Source organism: Microbacterium azadirachtae, assembly GCF_000956505.1.
GTDB lineage: Bacteria > Actinomycetota > Actinomycetes > Actinomycetales > Microbacteriaceae > Microbacterium > Microbacterium azadirachtae_A.
The window spans coordinates 1-16,606 of the sequence record NZ_JYIX01000035.1; the positions used below are offsets into that span (position 1 = coordinate 1).

Genomic DNA, 16,606 nt, shown 5'->3' on the forward strand with positions numbered 1-16,606 from the left:
GGACACGGCCCTGCCGCCCCTGCCGCCCCCAGCCCCTGTCCCACTTTCAGCTGGACCGTGTCCCACTTTTGGCTCTGGATCCGGTGTTTCGGGGCCGGTTGTGGGACACGGTGCGACTGAAAGTGGGACAGGGGCTGGGGGCGGCAGGGGCGGCAGGGCCGTGTCCCACTTCTGGCTCTGGATCCGGTGTTTTCGGCGCCGAAAGTGGGACACGGTACTGGCAGAAGTGGGACATGGGGCGACCCGAAGTGGGACACGGCACGGCCGAGCCGGGACACGGGCCACCCTGTCAGGGACAGGCCCCGGGCTCACTTCTCCGCGAGGGCCTTCATGATGCGCTGTGGGGAGACCGGCTGCGCGGTGCCCAGGCGCTGCGCGAAGAGGCTCACGCGGTACTCCTCGAGCAGCCAGCGCACCTCGACGAGTCGGGGCGCGGACCCGGCGGGCAGCGGGATCGCGCCTCCGGCATCGGCGTAGGCCCTCGACATGCGCTCGTACTCGCTCTGCCGGGTGCGGTCCTTGCCCGGCGCGTCCGCCAAGGTGCGCAGCCGATCCAGGATGCCGTCGAGGTAGCGCGGGAACTGGGCGAGGCGCTCGGCGCCCGCACCCGAGATGAAGCCGTTCGGCAGCAGGCCGGCGAGCTGGCCGCGGATGTCGCCCAGCGGCCCGAGCAGCGCGAGGGAGTTCTGTCCCTTCATCCCGCGCTCGACCTCGCGCGCCTTCGTGAGGATCTTCGCGACGAGCGACACGAGCGCGAAGAGCTCGTCCACGACGACCGCGGAGATCCCGTCGCGCACGCGGGCGAACTCCGCCTCGGTGCGCACGATCCCCACGGTGGCCGAGCCCGTCGAGGGGCCCGTCATCCGCTCGATCGCGGCCCGTGCGACGGCCGCGCGCGCATCCTCGACGAGCGCGGCGACGTTCGGGTACGGGGAGGCGGCGAGTGCGAGCTTCTCCGGACTCGTCAGGTGCTGCTGCACATAGGAGGCGGGGGAGGGGATCCCGAGGAGCACCAGCCGCAGCACGCCGTCGCGGGTCGCCGCGAGCGCCGCCTCGGCGGTCGCCTCCACGCGGAGCGCGACGGACTTGCCCTGGTCGACGAGCGCGGGATAGCCGCGCACCACGCCGCCGGCCACCCGGGTGTCCAGCACCTCCGGAAGCTCGCCGAGGTCCCAGGTCGTGATGCCGTCGCGCTCCGTCGGGGCCGCAGGGGAGGCGGCCGCGACGGTTGCGGCGCCGCGCCCTCGTCCGGGGCGGGCAGGCTCCGGGCCTCGTTCGATCGAGCGGGCCACGCTCGCGCGGGAACGATCCGCGAGCTCTTGCTGCAGCACGGTCAGATCCCGCCCCGACCCGACGACGCGACCGCGCTCGTCGACCGCACGGAAGTTCATCCGGAGGTGCGCGGACACGCGCTCCATATCGAAGTCCGCGGCGGACATCGGCTGATTCGCGAGCGGCTGGATGAGCCGCGCGAGCGCCTCGCGCAGGCTCCGCGAGGGGACGCCCTGATGCGACTCCGGCCCTTCGGCCGCGAGCTCGGCGCCGAAGGTGTCGGCCCAATCCGCGGCGGGGACCACGTGCCGGCGGATCGCCTTCGGCAGTGCGCGCAGCAGCGCCGTCACGAGCTCTGCGCGCAACCCCGGCACCTGCCAGTCGAATCCGGTGTCCCGCACCTGCTGCAGCAGCGCGAGCGGGATGACCACGCTGACGCCGTCGTCCGCGGCTCCCGGCTCGAAGCGGTATGCGAGGCCGAGCACCTGATCCGCCTGCGTCCAGCGCGTCGGGAAGTCCTGCTGATCGGCCCGGTCGGCATCGTCGAGCAGGTCGCCCTCGCGCATCACGAGCAGCTTCGGCGTCGCCGTGAGGGCGTCGCGCCACCACGCCTCGAACGAGCGCACGTCGAACACGTCGTTCGGGATCCGCTCGTCGTAGAACCGGAACACGGCCTCGTCTCCGACGAGGATGTCGCGGCGCCGCTCGCGCTCCTCGAGCTTCTCCAGGCGTCGGCGCAGCTCGGCGTTGCTGCGCCAGAACGCCGAGACGCGCTTGTCGATGCGGCTCGGATCCCACTCGCCCTCGACCAGCGCATGCCGCAGGAACAGCTCGCGGGCGGCGGCCCGGTCGATGCGGGCGAACTGCACCCGCCGGCGTGCCACGATCTCCACGCCGAACAGCGTGACCTTCTCGAAGGCGACCGCGGCCCCGGACTCCTTGGACCAGTGCGGCTCTGAGACCTGCCGCTTGGCGAGCTCTCCGGCGAGCGCCTCCGCCCAGGCGGGGTCGATCGCCGCTGCCGTGCGCGCGAACGTGCGGGAGGTCTCCACGATCTCCGCCGCCATGACGGCGCGCGGCGCCTTCTTGCGCAGCGCGGAGCCGGGGAAGAGCGAGAACCGGATCCCGCGGGCCCCGCGGTACTCGGCGATGCGGCGCTTCTGGTCCTTCTGCCCGCCCTTCGTCGGCGGGCCCTTCGTGAGGTTGCGCTCGTCGAGGATCCCGATCTGGCTGAGCAGCCCCGCGAGGAGAGCCCGATGCACCGCATCCGGATCCGTGGCCTCCGTCGAGGCGTCACGGCCCGTCTTCACGAGCGTGCGCAGCTGCCGGTGCACGTCGAACCATTCGCGCACCCGCACGTAGTTCAGGTGCTCCGAGCGGCAGAGCCGGCGGAACGCGCTGGATCCGAGCTCCTTCTGCTGCTCGCGCAGGTGGTTCCACAGGTTCAGGATCGACAGGAAGTCGCTGGTCGGATCCGCGAATCGCGCGTGCATCCGATCCGCCTCGTCGCGCACGGCCTGCGGCGCGTCGGCAGACGGGCGCTCGCGCACGTCCTGGATCGACAGCCCCGCCACGATCGCGAGCACAGCTCCGATCACGCCGCTGGCGGAGCCTGTCGAAGGGCGGCTCGCCTCGACGAGCATGCGGGCGAAGCGCGGGTCGATCGGCATGCGCGCGATGTCGCGCCCGATCCGGGTGAGCCGCGGGGCCTCGGAAGCGGTCCCCGCCGAAGGGCGGCCCGGCTGCACCGCGCCGAGCTCGACCAGCAGCTCGATCGCCGACTTCACGTCACGCGAACCCGGGGGAGTGAGGAACGGGAACTCCGCGATGTCGCCGAAGCCCAGGCTCAGCATCTGCAGCACGACCGACGCGAGCGAGGTGCGCAGGATCTCGGGCTCGGTGTACTCCGGCCGCGTCTCGAAGTCGTCCTCGCCGTAGAGCCGGATCGCGATACCGGCGCTCGTGCGGCCGGCGCGGCCGGAGCGCTGGTTCGCGGACGCCTGCGACACCGGCTCGATCGGCAGCTGCTGCACCTTCGAGCGGTTGCTGTAGCGCGAGATGCGGGCCGTGCCCGTGTCGATCACGTACTTGATGCCGGGCACGGTGAGGCTCGTCTCGGCGACGTTCGTGGCCAGGATCACCCGACGCCGCAGCCCTGCCACGGTCGACGGCTCGAACACCCGGTGCTGCTCGGCGGCGGAGAGACGCCCGTACAGCGGCAGCACCTCGACCGGCGCCGTCTGGGAGCGATAGGCGCCCCGGATCGCGTCGGCAGCGTCCCGGATCTCGGCCTCGCCGGGCAGGAACACCAGCACGTCGCCGCGCTCCTCGCGGTCGAGCTCGCGCAGCGCGGTCACGATCGCCGTGACCTCGTCCTCGGGTTCGGACTTCGCACCCCGCGCGGGCTTCGCCGTCGCGGCCTCTGCCTCCTCGTCCACGAGGGGCCGGTAGCGGATCTCGACAGGATAGGTCCGTCCCGAGACTTCGACCACGGGCGCGGGCTCGCCGTCGGTCCCTGCGCCTGTCGAACGGGCCGCGAAGTGCTTCGCGAAGCTGTGCGGGTCGATCGTCGCCGAGGTGATGACGACCTTGAGGTCGGGGCGCTCGGGGAGGATCCGGTGCAGGTAGCCGAGGAGGAAGTCGACGTTGAGGGAGCGCTCGTGCGCCTCGTCGATGATGATGGCGTCGTAGCGGCGCAGCAGCCGGTCGCGGTGGATCTCGTTGAGCAGGATGCCGTCGGTCATGAGCGCGATCCGGGTCTCCTCGGAGACCTGATCGGTGAAGCGAACCTTGTAGCCGACGAGTCCGCCGAGGGGCACCCGCAGCTCCTCCGCCACGCGCTCGGCGATCGTGCGGGCCGCGAGACGGCGCGGCTGGGTATGCGCGATGCGCTTCCGGCCGAGCTCGAGCAGGATCTTCGGAAGCTGGGTCGTCTTCCCGGATCCGGTCGCACCCGCGACGACGACCACCTGATGGTCGCGGATCGCCGCAGCGATCTCGTCGCGCGCGGCACTGACCGGGAGTTCCGGCGGGTAGGAGATCACGGGCACAGACATAGCCCTCCAGCCTATCGCGGGAGAGAGGGCGGTATCAGGGCTTCGCCGCGTCGCGACCACCCGCGATACTGAGGGCATCATGAGCACACCCGTCATCCTCGACTGCGATCCCGGCCACGACGACGTCTTCGCGATCTGGCTCGCCGCCGCGAACCCCGCGATCGACCTGCGCGCCCTCACCACCGTGGGCGGCAACGGGCTGCTGGAGTTCACCACGCGCAACGCCCGCATCGCGTGCACGGTCGCGGGCATCGAGGGCGTGCCGATCGCCGCAGGCGCGGCAGGGCCGATCCACGGACTCCTGCACCCCGCGGAGCAGATCCACGGCGCCAACGCGCTCGGCGGTCCTGAGCTGCCGGAGCCGACCGTCCCGGAGGATCCGCGTGACGCGCTGACGCTCATGCGCGCGGTGCTCGAGGAGTCCGAGGAGCCGGTCACGATCGTCGCCACCGGGCCGCTCACCAACGTCGGGTTGCTGGTGCGCGACCACGCCGATCTGCTGCCGCGCATCGCCCGCGTCGTCTGGATGGGCGGATCGACCGGCCGCGGCAACGCGACCCCGTATGCGGAGTTCAACGCCTGGACCGACCCGGAGGCGATCGCCCTCGTGCTGGAGAGCGGAGTGGACTTCACCATGGTCGGGCTGAACATCTCGCACCAGGCGCTCATCACGCGAGAGGTGCGGGAGCGGATCCGCCGTATCGGCACCCGCACCGCGGCATTCGGCGCCGAGCTGCTGGAGTTCTTCTGCGCCACCTACGAGATCGCCGAGCACATGCCCGACGGGCCGCTGCACGATCCGATCACCGTCGCGATGCTCATCGATCCGGCCATCGCGACGACCGTGCGCGCCAGGCTGGACGTCGAGACGGAGGGCGTCTTCACGCGCGGTGCCACGAGCGTGGACCTCCTCGGCGTTCTCGGCACCGCGCCCAACGCGACGATCGCGATCGATCTCGACGTCGACCGGTTCTGGGCGCTCATCGAAGAGGCGGTCGGCACCCTCGCCTGAGGGGCCGACCGCCTCGCGGGGATCAGAGGTCCGCGCGGATCAGAAGTGGGTGCCGCCGTCGATGCGCACCTCGGTGCCCGTGATGAAGGCGCCGTCGGCGCTCGCGAGCATCGCGACCACGCCGGCCACGGACTCGGGACCGGCGAAGCCCTGGCCGATGGCCGGAGCGAGCTTCATGAACAGGCTCATGTCGGCGTCCTCCGGAAGACCGGGCCCCCGGCTCTGCCCGCTCTGGCCGGATCCGTCGGTCATCCCCGAGGAGATCGACCCCGGCTGCACGGCGGTGAAGCGGATTCCCTGCTTGGCGTACTCCGCCGCCAGCGCGTGGGTCATCGACTGCACGCCGCCCTTGCTCGCCGCATAGGCGGCCATGTACGGGTGCGCGAACATCGCGGAGGTGGAGCTGAAGTTCACCACGGCGGCGTCGTTGCCCGCGAGCAGCGCGGGGATCGCCTCGCGGATCATCAGGAAGGTGCCGACGAGGTTCACCTGGATGATCTGCTGGAACTGGTCGAGCGTGGTCTCGGCGGTGTGCGAGGAACGAAGGATGCCCGCGGCGTTCACGAGCACGTCCAGGCCGCCGAGGGCCTCGACCGCGGCGGCGACGCCCGCCTTCACGGAGGCCTCGTCGCCGATGTTGACCTCGATCGCGGTCAGGCGATCGGCGGCGTCCCCCGCCTTCGCGACGGTGTCCGCGAGACCGGCGGCGCTCACGTCGGCCGCCACCACGCGCCCGCCCTCGGCGAGCATGCGCAGCACGGTGGCCTGACCGATGCCGGATCCGCCTCCGGTGACCAGAGCGCGGCGACCTTCATAGCGGTTCATGTCGAATCCTTCTTTCTGGGAAGTCTTGTCGTGCCGAAGTGGCACAACGTGTCATATTGACACACAACACCATGAAACGGAAGATATTCCCGTACTCTCGGATCATGCAGAACCGCACCGGACTCATGTCGCGCCGCAAGGCGGCGACCGCCGGCGAGATCGCGACGGAGGCGGCGCGGCTGTTCTCCGAGCGCGGCGTCGCCCAGGTGACGGCGGCCGAGATCGCGGAAGCCTCCGGAGTCTCGCTGCGCACGTTCTACCGCTACTTCCCGACGAAGGAGGATGCGGTCGCTCCGGTGCTCGAGATCGGCGCTGCGCGCTGGCAGGCCGCGCTCGAGGAGGCAGAGGAGGAGCCCGCAGCGGCGATCCCCGCGGTGCTCGCCGCGCAGCTCACTCCGGAGACGCCCGAGGAGGCCGAGGGCCTCGCCCGCATGCGCCCGCTGCTGCGCGCGCTCGCCGAGGACCGGGAGCTCAGGGCCGTGTGGCACCGGGTGAACCACGAGTCCGAGGAGCGCCTCGTCGCACTCATCTCCGAACGCGGCGAGCGCGACCGGCTCGCCGCGCGCGTGCTCGCCGCGGCGGCGACGGAGGCGATCCGGATCGGGCTGGAGGAGTGGTCGCGGTCGACGGCAGGGGTGCGCGGAACCGGATCCCCGGCGGCGCTCGCCGCCCGGGCGTATGCCGCGCTTGCGCCGAAGCGCTGAGCGCTTGTCCCGCACGGATCAGCACGAAGGCGCCGGCCCGCGGTCCCGTGCGGGAACCTAGGCTGGAACCATGACGATCCCCGGAATCCTGCTCAACGACGGCCACACGATCCCTCAGCTCGGCTACGGAGTCTTCAAGGTCGATCCGGCCGACACCGAGCGCGCGGTCAGTGAAGCCCTCGAGATCGGGTACCGCCACATCGACACGGCGGCGATCTACGGCAACGAGGCGGGCGTCGGAGCGGCGATCGCGAAGAGCGGCATCCCGCGCGACGAGCTGTTCGTGACCACCAAGCTGTGGAACGACCGCCACGACGGCGACGCCCCCGATGCGGCGATCGCGGAGAGCCTGGAGAAGCTCGGCCTTGACCACGTCGACCTCTACCTCGTGCACTGGCCGACCCCCGCCAAGGACAACTACGTGCACGCCTGGGAGAAGGTCGTCGAGATCCGGGACCGGGGCCTTGCCCGTTCGGCCGGCGTCTCGAACTTCCTCGTGCCGCACCTGGAGCGCATCGTCGCCGAGACCGGCGTCACCCCCGCGGTCGACCAGATCGAGCTGCACCCGGCCTACCAGCAGCGCGACGTGGGCTCCTGGGCGCGCGATCACGAGGTGAAGATCGAGGCCTGGGGCCCGCTCGGACAGGGCAAGTACGACCTGTTCGGCATCCCGGCCGTCGCGGAGGCCGCGGCGGCGCACGGCAAGAGCCCCGCGCAGGTGGTGCTGCGCTGGCACCTGCAGAAGGGCAACATCGTCTTCCCGAAGTCGGTGCGCGCCGAGCGCCTGCGGGAGAACCTCGACGTGTTCGACTTCGCGCTGAGCGACGTCGAGTTCGCAGCGATCTCCGCCCTCGATCCGGGCGACGGATCCGGTCGCGTGGCCTCGCACCCGGACGAGGTCAACTGACCATCGTGAGCCCGCCCGGCGTAGCGTGAAGCCATGAGCAATCGCCTCGCCGGCACCGGCAGCCCATACCTGCGCGCGCACGCCGACAACCCCGTGGACTGGTATCCCTGGGGCGAGGAGGCGTTCGCCGAGGCCCGCCGCAGGGGCGTGCCGGTGATGATCTCGATCGGGTACTCCACCTGCCATTGGTGCCACGTCATGGCGCGGGAGTCGTTCCAGGATCCGGCCACGGCTGAGGGGCTGAACCGCGGCTTCGTGTCGATCAAGGTCGACCGGGAGGAGCATCCCGAGGTCGACGCCGCGTACATGGCGGCGGCTTCCGCGTTCACGCAGGATCTGGGCTGGCCGCTCACTGTCTTCGCGACGCCGTCCGGACGGGCCTTCCACGCAGGCACGTACTTCCCGCCCGTGGCGAGAGGACAGATGCCGGCGTTCGGCACGGTGCTCGCCGCCGTCCGAGAAGCGTGGACCGACCGTCGCACGGAGGTCGAGGATCTCGCCGGCGCGGTGGCCGACGCCCTGGAGTCCTCGGACGCGGCGGATCCCTCGACGCTGCCCGATGAGGTCGCGCTCGCCGCGGCCGCGGACGAGATCGTCGGCCGGGAGGACCGGCGGTACGGCGGCTTCGGCGCCGCGCCGAAGTTCCCCGTCGCCACGACCCTGCGATTCCTGCAGGCGGAAGGGCGCACCGACGGCGTGGAGCGGGCACTCGACGCGATGGCCGTGTCCGAGCTGCGCGACGAGGACGGCGGCTTCTTCCGCTACGCCACGCAGCAGGACTGGTCTGTGCCGCACTACGAGCGCATGCTCATCGACAACGCGCAGCTGCTGGACGTGGCGATCGATGCGGAGCGCCCTGACGTGGCGCGCGGCATCGCGCAGTTCCTGATCACCGTGCTGCAGCGCCCCGGTGGCGGGTTCGGCGCCGCGCAGGACTCCGAGTCCATGATCGACGGGCAGCGCAGCGAGGGCGGCTACTACCGCCGCCCGGTGGCCGCGCGGGCCGGGCTGCAGCCGCCGGCCGTGGACGGCAAGGTCATCACGGGCTGGAACGGGCTCGCGATCGGCGCCCTTGCACGCGCGGGCTCCGTCCTCGGCGAGCCGGCCTGGATCGACGCCGCTGTCCGCGCCGCGGAGACCGTGCTGGACGTGAACCGCGATGCGGCAGGACGCCTTGTGCGCACGTCGCTGGACGGTGCGCCCTCGGCAGCCGTCGCGACGGACGCTGACCTCGGACTGCTCGCGGACGGGCTGTTCGCCCTCGCGCTGGCCACGGGGGATGCGCGCTGGGCGACGCGTGCGCTCGAGGTGCTCGCGGCGGATGCGGAGGTCGACCCGGTGCTCGCCGCCTACGCGATCCCCGGGGCCGCAGACGGCGGCGACGGCGACCTTCCCTCCGGTGCGTCCGCGCGGGCGTCTGCCGAACTCACCGCGTGGCGGCTCGGGGCGGGGGAGGAGCACCGCGAGCGGGCCGCCGCCCTCGTCGCCGCGCGCGCAGGCCAGGCGCTGCGCCACCCGTTCGGATCCGGTGCGCTGCTGCGGGCCGCGGCGGGGCTCGCCCGCGCGCCGCGGCAGATCGTCGCCGTGACCTCGGAGCCGCACGGAGCGCTCGCGATCGCCGCGCGCGCCGCGGACGCCGATCTCACCGCGGTGCTGACTCCGGAGCAGGTGCGCGCCTTCGCCGACGCGGGCTTCACGCTGTTCGACGAGCGCGATGGTGTCGACGGCGTCGTGCACGACTGCCGCGGCTTCATCTGCCTGCTGCCGGTCTCGGATCCCGCGCTCGTCTCTGTCGCACGCTGACGGTCGAATCCGCGCCTGCTGTACATTCTGACCAGGCAGAGTGCGCAGATGCCCGGCAGGCTGTGCGACATGCGCAGACGTCGCTGATCCGTTTGTCCAGCGATCCGGGCCGCGGATACAGTGGCCGGATCCCCGGCGACGTCGCCGCTCCGGCCCTGCCGCCCGACGCGCCTCCCCACCGGCCCGAACGAACGCAGCAAGGACGCCTCGACGATGACCCTCCCTGTCACCACGCCCCCGGCCACCCCGCCGACCAACGCGCGCCTGGACGCCGTGCCGGCCTACAAGCAGGGGCGCTCCGCCCCGGCCGGCGCCTCGAAGCTCTCCTCGAACGAGTCCCCGCACCCGCCGCTGCCATCCGTGGTCTCGGCGATCGCCGACCGGCTCGGATCCATCCACCGCTACCCCCAGATGGCGGCGCCCGAGATCATCGGCCGCCTCGCCGAGCGCTACGGCGTGGACCCGTCGCTCGTCACGGTCGGCGCCGGATCCGTCGAGCTCGCCTCGCAGCTCATCCACGCGATGGCGGGCGAGGGCGACGAGGTCATGTTCGCCTGGCGCTCCTTCGAGGCCTACCCGTCGCTCGTGCGCATCGCGGGAGCGACCCCGGTGATGGTGCCGCTCGACGCCGAGCACCGGCACGACCTCGACGCGATGCTCGCGGCCATCACCGAGCGCACCCGCCTGATCTTCGTGTGCAACCCGAACAACCCCACCGGCACGGTCGTCGGGCCGGAGGAGCTCGAGCGCTTCGTGGCCGCCGTGCCGCGCGACGTGCTGGTCGTGATCGACGAGGCGTACGTGCACTTCGACGGTTCGCCCTACTTCGCCCAGGCGCCCGGCGCGACCGACCCCGAGCGCGGCGCGGGCATCGAGCTGTTCCGCCGCTACCCGCACGTGGCCGTGCTGCACACGTTCTCCAAGGCCTACGGGCTCGCGGGCCTGCGCATCGGCTACGCCATCGCCCCTGCCGAGATCGCCACCGCCCAGCGCAAGGTCGCCGTGCCCTTCGGCGTCACCGACCTGGCGCAGGCGGCCGCGGTCGCCTCCCTCGACGCGCAGGACGAGCTCGCGATGCGCATCGCCGAGGTCACCGTGCAGCGCGACCGCCTGCGCGACGTGCTCGTCGAGGCGGGCTGGCCCGCCGTACCCTCCGAGGCCAACTTCGTCTGGGTCCCGGCGGGGGAGCGCTCCGTCGAGCTCGACGAGCTCCTGCACGACGGCGCCGTCGTCGCCCGCACCTTCCCGGGCGAGGGCGTTCGCATCTCCGCCGGATCCGCCGAGGACATCGACCGCGTCGCGGCGGCCCTCGCCGCCGGCACGATCCCGAGCTCCGCTCACCCCACCGCTGCCGTTCGCGAGGAGGCGACCGCATGACCACCGAAGTGCCCCTGACCACGACCACCACGAAGGGCCTGCACCCCGGGCTCACCCGCCGGCAGATCTCCATGATGGGGCTCGGCGGCGCGATCGGCGCCGGCCTCTTCGTCGGCTCCGGCCAGGCGATCGGCATCGCAGGACCCGCCGTGATCGTGTCCTATCTCGTGGCCGGCACGATCGTCGTGCTCGTCATGGCGATGCTCGCCGAGATGGTGGCCGCCAACCCCTCGTCGGGCGCTTTCAGCTCCTACGCGCAGAAGGCCATGGGCCGCAGCGTCGGCAGCGCGGTCGGCTGGCTGTACTGGATCCAGCTCGTCGTCGTGATCGCGGCCGAGGCCACCGGAGCCGCCGGAATCGTCGCGCACCGCTTCCCCGGCCTGCCGGAATGGGCATGGGTGCTGCTGTTCGTGCTCGCCCTCACCGTCGTGAACCTGCTCGGCGTGCGCAACTACGGCCGCTTCGAGTTCTGGTTCGCCGCGATCAAGGTCGCCGCGATCATCGCGTTCCTCGTCGTCGGCGTGCTCGCGATCGTCGGTCTGATCCCCGGCATCCCCGCCACGGGGGTGGGCAACCTCGTCGACCAGGGCGGCTTCGCCCCGACCGGCATCGCCGGCATCGCAGGGGCCCTGCTGATCGTGGTCTTCGCATTCGGCGGCACCGAGGTCGTCGCGATCGCGGCGGCCGAGTCGGATGACCCGTCGCGCAACATCAGCCGGATCGTGCGTCAGGTGATGGTGCGGATCCTGGTGTTCTACGTCGGATCCATCTTCGTGATCGTCGCCGTGCTGCCGTGGAACTCCGAGTCGGTGCTGGCCGGACCCTTCTCCGCCGTGCTGGACACGCTCAAGATCCCCGGCGTCGGCCTCGTGATGGACCTCATCGTCATCGTGGCGCTGCTGTCGGCCATGAACGCCAACATCTACGGCGCCTCGCGCATGGCGTTCTCGCTCGGCGAGCGCGGTCTTGCCCCGCTCGCGCTCACCCGCACGAGCGCTGCCGGCGTGCCCCGCGTGGCCGTCCTGAGCTCGGTCGCGTTCGGGTTCGTCACCGTGATCCTGAACTGGATGTTCCCGAACCAGGTGCTGCCCGCCCTGCTGAACGTGGTCGGATCCACCCTGCTGATCATGTGGACGGCCACCGCGCTCGCGCAGTTCATCCTGCGCCGGCGCGCCGATGCCGACGGCACGCCGCTGCCGATGCGCATGTGGGGCTTCCCGTGGCTCTCGATCGTCACGCTCGTGCTGCTGGCCGCGGTCATCGTGCTGACGATGTTCGACGCCGGCGCACGCACGCAGCTGCTGCTCACGATCGGGCTCACTGTGCTGCTCCTCGTCGTGGCGCGCCTCACCCGCGGGCTGTCGCGTCCCGGGGTGGTCAAGGACTCCGCCGACGAGGTGTTCCGGAGCTGACGATGCGCATCGATGCTCTCGACGCGGCCCTGATCCGGCTGCTCACGGACACGCCGCAGCTGCCCGTGCTGGAATGCGCACGGCGGCTCGGCGTGGCCCGCGGCACCGTCACCAGCCGTCTCGCGCGGCTGCACGAGAACGGCGTGATCGAGGGCATCGTGCCCCGCATCGACCCGCGAGGGTTCGGATACGCGCTCACCGCGTTCTGCCAGGTGGAGATCGACCAGAAGGTCGGCCACGACGAGGTCGCGGAGGCGCTGGCATCGGCGATCCCCGAGGTCGTCGACATGTACACGGTCACCGGGGCGAGCGACATGCAGCTGCGCCTCGTCGCGCACAGCGCCGAGCAATTGCAGGAGGTGCTCGACCGCATCGCCCTGGTGCCCGGCGTCGCCCGCACCGCGAGCTCGATCGCGATGCGCACGCACCTCAGCGGGCGCATGCTGCCTCTCGTGGAGCACGCGGCCCGGGGCTGAGCCCTCGTGGCGGTGCCCCGGCTGCGGCCGGCGCCGGCCTATTCGTCGTTCCCGGTCCAGCCCTTGCGGCGGAACCACCACCACATGATCGCGCCCGAGATCACCATGGAGCCGATGCCGAGCAGGAAGAAGGACCACGGGCCGGACAGTACGTGCGCGATCGACCAGTCGAAGTTCATGCCGAAGAACCCCGTGAGGAAGCTCAGCGGCAGGAAGATCGACGCGATGATCGCCAGCTGCTTCGACGTCTCGCCCTGCCGGTTCGCGACCGTGGACAGATAGAGGTCGGTGCACCCGGAGACCATCTCGTGATAGCCGTCGATCTCGTCCGTGATCCGGATGAGGTGGTCGTAGATGTCGCGGAAGTAGTCGTGACTGTCGGCCTCCAGCCCCGCCAGATCCGTGATGATCTCGGCCTGCCGGGCGAACAGGTCCCGCATCGGGACGACGGCCCGCCGCAGCTTCAGCAGCAGGCGCTTGAGGCCGAACGTCTGCTGCAGCTCCTTGCGGCCGCCGCCGGCGACGATCGCGTCCTCGAGGCTGTTGATCTCCTCGTCGAGGTCGCTGAGGATCGGGAAGTAGCTGTCCACGATGACGTCGATGATCTTGTAGACGTAGTAGCGCTCGGACTTGGGCGCCGTGGAGTTCTGCAGCAGCGTGCGCACCTGGCGCAGATCCTGGAAGCGCTCGGAGTGCACGGTGACGATGAACTCGCCGCTGAGGTGGCAGTGCACCTCCTCCAGAGGGTGGTCGTTCTCGTCCTCGGGGTGCAGCTCGACCGCGCCCTGCAGCACGAGGAGGGCGCCCTCGCCGTAGACGTCGAGCTTGGGGCGCTGCCCCATGCGCTGGGTGTCCTCGATCGAGAGCGGATGCCAGCCGAGCAGGGTGCCGAGCCGCTGCACGTCTTCCGAGGAAGGGGAGGTCAGGTCGAGCCAGAAGAACTCGCCCTGCCCGCGCAGCTGTGCGATCAGGGATTCGTCGATGGAGTCGAGGATGCGCACGTCAGATCCAGGTGATCATCCAGTTGTGGGCCTGCCAGAACCACCAGGGCACGGGCAGGCCGATCCACAGCGGGTAGAAGAATGCGCTCAGCAGCACGATCAGCACCAGGATGACCACCACGGTGCGCTGCCCGGACTGCCTGCGGTGTCTCGGATCGCTGCGCCTGCCCGCGATGTCGCGCAGTGCGAGCGCGAGCGCGAGGATCAGGAACGGGGCCATCACGACCGTGTAGAACTGGAAGATCGTGCGCTCGGGGAACGCGAGCCAGGGCAGGTACGTCGCCGCGAGTCCCACCAGGGGGATCGCGTAGCTCCACGGCATGGGCGCGCGCAGCACGAGTCCGCGCACGAATCGCACGAGCAGGTGGACCGCGGCGGCGGCGCCCAGGTACCAGATCAGCGGGTTCGGGATCGAGGTGATCGTGCCGATGCAGCGATCCGTGCCGAAGCAGGGCGCATCCTGACCGCCGACCCAGAACGCGGTGGGCCGGATCAACAGCGGCCACTGCCACGCCGGGCTCGCGTAGGGGTGCGAGGATGTCAGCCCGACATGGAATGCCAGGATGTCCGAGTGGTACTTGAACCACGAGGTGAGCACGTTGTCGGTGATCTGGCGGTCGTAGCCGCCCGCGGTGAGGAACCAGCCGCTCCACGAGGCGACGTACACGGCCGCGGCGACCGGCACGAGCAGCACGAAGCTCGCGAGGCCCTGCCGGATCACGGCGTCGGTGGGCCACAGGGCGACCCCCGCGCGGCGGCGGGCGAGAGCGTCGGTGACGACGAGGTAGATCCCGGCTGCGGCGAGCACGTAGCCGCCGGACCACTTCACCGAGGTCGCAGCTCCGAGGGCCACGCCCGCGGCGAGCACCCACGGGCGGCGCCAGAACACGCGACCCCACAGCGTCGGGTCATCGCCGCGCTCATGCGAGGCGCGGTCCTCGAGCCGGGGCATCGTCTGCCGCCGGTCGTACACGAGGAACAGGATCCCGAGCATGATGAAGAAGGTGAGGATCCCGTCCAGCAGCCCGATCCGGCTCAGGACGATGCCGAGGCCGTCGACGGCCATGAGCAGGCCGGCGATGCTCGCGACCGTGACCGAGCGGGTGAGGGCCTTGGCGAGCAGGTAGACCACGAGCACGGTGAGCGTGCCGATGACCGCCGTCGAGATGCGCCAGCCGAAGCTGGATCCGGGGCCGAACGCGGCGATGCCGAGCGCGATCAGCCACTTGCCGAGGGGCGGGTGCACGACGAACGAAGCGGTGTCCTCGAGCGCGCTCGTGTCGCCCTTCGCGAACATCTCGTTCGCGCCGGTGCGCCAGGATCCCTCGTACCCCTGCACCCACAGCGACCAGGCGTCCTTGACGTAGTAGGTCTCGTCGAACACGATCGTGTGCGGATGCCCGAGCCCCGCGATGCGCAGCACGGCGGCGAGGAGGGTGATGAGGGTCGGCGCGAGCCACGACACGAGCCGGAGCCGGGCTGGATCCCCGAGCCAGGCGTCCCGCAGTCGCTCCCAGGCGGTGGGGCGGCCGTCGATGCGAGCGTCGAGGCCGGGCAGCAGAGGCGCGGTCACCCGCTCAGCCTATGCTGGGGCGGGTGATCATCCTCGCGGCCACTCCGATCGGAAATCTGGGCGACGCGTCCCGCCGCCTCATCGAGGTGCTGGAGAACGCGACCATCATCGCGGCGGAGGACACCCGCACGACCCAGCGGCTGCTGCAGGGCCTCGGCATCACGAACCGGCCCCGGCTCATCGCGCTGCACGACCACAATGAGAAGGCCAAGGCCGCGGAGCTGGCCGAGTCGGCCGAGACCGAAGACCTCGTGGTGCTCAGCGACGCGGGAATGCCCACGGTGAGCGATCCCGGATACGGTCTCGTCGCGGCGGCTGCCGAGCGCGGCGTCACCGTGACCGTCATCCCCGGCCCGAGCGCGGTCGTCACGGCGCTCGCCGTGTCGGGGCTGCCCACCGACCGCTTCACGTTCGAGGGCTTCCTGCCGCGCAAGCCGGGGGAGCGCCGCTCGGCACTGAACGCGCTCGCGACAGAACCCCGCACCATGGTGTTCTTCGAGTCGCCGTCGCGCCTGGCCGCGACCCTGGGGGACATGGCCACGGCGTTCGGCGCTTCTCGGCGGGTGGCGGTGTGCCGCGAGCTCACCAAGTTCTACGAAGAGGTGCGCCGCGGCGGCGCGGCCGAGCTCGCCGCCTGGGCGGAGCAGGGCGTCAAGGGCGAGATCGTCGTGGTCGTCTCGGGCGCCGAACCCCGTGCCGTCTCCCCGGAGGACGCACTGGCCCAGGTGCAGGCGCTCGTCGCCTCGGGCGTGCGCCTCAAGGACGCGTGCGCCGAGGTCGCCGCCGCCACGGGCCTCGGCTCCCGCGACCTGTACCAGGCGGCGCTCGCCGCGCGGTGAGGGCGGAGCGCCCGGGGGATCCGCCGCTTCCGCGGTTCCGCGCACGCCGAGTGCACGGGTTGCTGCCGGGTGCACGGGTTGTTCGCGCGAGGGTCCCGTGCAGTCGGCAGGATCCGGTGAACTCGGGCTGCGCCGGGCGAGTGCACGGTGTGTCGACGTGAAGTTCCCGTGCACTCGACAGGATCCGGTGCGCTCGGGCCGCGCCAGGCGAGTGCACGGGTTCTTGACGCAGACATGGCGTGAGGTCGGCGCAGGCGAGGCGAGGCCACGGGGCGTTGCCGGGTGCACGGGTTCTTGGCGCAGAAGCGGCGTGCGGTCGGGTGCTCGCCGGCCGGGGGCACGGCTTGTT

At 71.4% G+C, this 16,606-nt stretch carries 12 protein-coding genes; 8 read left to right on the forward strand and 4 right to left on the reverse strand.

Features of this window, described 5'->3' with window-relative positions; all coding sequences use genetic code 11:
* Positions 1 to 308: 308 nt before the first annotated feature.
* Complete coding sequence (hrpA, locus tag RS86_RS10095) at positions 309 to 4,328, reverse strand: ATP-dependent RNA helicase HrpA (protein WP_045272133.1); 4,020 nt, start codon at positions 4,326 to 4,328, stop codon at positions 309 to 311.
* A gap of 79 nt (positions 4,329 to 4,407) precedes the next feature.
* Here hrpA and RS86_RS10100 point away from each other — a divergent pair, with 79 nt between their 5' ends.
* Positions 4,408 to 5,340 (forward strand): nucleoside hydrolase, encoded by a 933-nt coding sequence (locus RS86_RS10100; protein ID WP_045272134.1) that lies wholly within the window; start codon positions 4,408 to 4,410, stop codon positions 5,338 to 5,340.
* Positions 5,341 to 5,379: 39 nt separating this feature from the next.
* Here RS86_RS10100 and RS86_RS10105 read toward each other — a convergent pair whose 3' ends face one another.
* Positions 5,380 to 6,165: an SDR family NAD(P)-dependent oxidoreductase gene (locus RS86_RS10105; RefSeq protein ID WP_045272135.1), complete on the reverse strand. Its 786-nt coding sequence runs from the start codon at positions 6,163 to 6,165 to the stop codon at positions 5,380 to 5,382.
* Between the two features lie 104 nt (positions 6,166 to 6,269).
* Here RS86_RS10105 and RS86_RS10110 point away from each other — a divergent pair, with 104 nt between their 5' ends.
* The 6 genes from RS86_RS10110 to RS86_RS10135 all read left to right on the forward strand — a co-directional run bounded on the left by RS86_RS10110 (position 6,270) and on the right by RS86_RS10135 (position 12,844).
* On the forward strand, positions 6,270 to 6,869 hold the full coding sequence (locus tag RS86_RS10110) for a TetR/AcrR family transcriptional regulator (protein WP_045272136.1): 600 nt from the start codon (positions 6,270 to 6,272) through the stop codon (positions 6,867 to 6,869).
* Positions 6,870 to 6,939: 70 nt separating this feature from the next.
* The gene (locus RS86_RS10115) at positions 6,940 to 7,776 is read left to right on the forward strand and encodes an aldo/keto reductase (RefSeq protein ID WP_045272137.1); all 837 of its coding nucleotides are present in this window, start codon (positions 6,940 to 6,942) and stop codon (positions 7,774 to 7,776) included.
* A 33-nt stretch (positions 7,777 to 7,809) separates the two neighbouring features.
* Entirely contained in the window at positions 7,810 to 9,579 is a 1,770-nt protein-coding gene (locus RS86_RS10120) for a thioredoxin domain-containing protein (protein ID WP_045272138.1), read from the forward strand.
* Between the two features lie 213 nt (positions 9,580 to 9,792).
* Complete coding sequence (locus tag RS86_RS10125) at positions 9,793 to 10,956, forward strand: histidinol-phosphate transaminase (RefSeq protein WP_082076733.1); 1,164 nt, start codon at positions 9,793 to 9,795, stop codon at positions 10,954 to 10,956.
* Positions 10,953 to 12,368: an amino acid permease gene (locus RS86_RS10130; protein WP_045272139.1), complete on the forward strand. Its 1,416-nt coding sequence runs from the start codon at positions 10,953 to 10,955 to the stop codon at positions 12,366 to 12,368. The genes RS86_RS10125 and RS86_RS10130 overlap by 4 nt, the downstream gene beginning before the upstream one ends.
* A gap of 2 nt (positions 12,369 to 12,370) precedes the next feature.
* Positions 12,371 to 12,844 carry an Lrp/AsnC family transcriptional regulator gene (locus tag RS86_RS10135; protein WP_045272140.1) on the forward strand — a complete coding sequence of 158 codons (474 nt, stop codon included), beginning with the start codon at positions 12,371 to 12,373 and terminating at the stop codon, positions 12,842 to 12,844.
* A 38-nt stretch (positions 12,845 to 12,882) separates the two neighbouring features.
* Here RS86_RS10135 and RS86_RS10140 read toward each other — a convergent pair whose 3' ends face one another.
* On the reverse strand, positions 12,883 to 13,845 hold the full coding sequence (locus RS86_RS10140) for a magnesium transporter CorA family protein (RefSeq protein ID WP_045272141.1): 963 nt from the start codon (positions 13,843 to 13,845) through the stop codon (positions 12,883 to 12,885).
* Between the two features lies 1 nt (position 13,846).
* On the reverse strand, positions 13,847 to 15,418 hold the full coding sequence (locus tag RS86_RS10145; protein WP_052680198.1) for a dolichyl-phosphate-mannose--protein mannosyltransferase: 1,572 nt from the start codon (positions 15,416 to 15,418) through the stop codon (positions 13,847 to 13,849).
* Positions 15,419 to 15,441: 23 nt separating this feature from the next.
* On the opposite strand from RS86_RS10145, the gene rsmI reads away from it, so the two are divergent.
* Complete coding sequence (rsmI, locus tag RS86_RS10150) at positions 15,442 to 16,257, forward strand: 16S rRNA (cytidine(1402)-2'-O)-methyltransferase (protein WP_045272328.1); 816 nt, start codon at positions 15,442 to 15,444, stop codon at positions 16,255 to 16,257.
* The last annotated feature ends 349 nt before the right edge of the window (positions 16,258 to 16,606 follow it).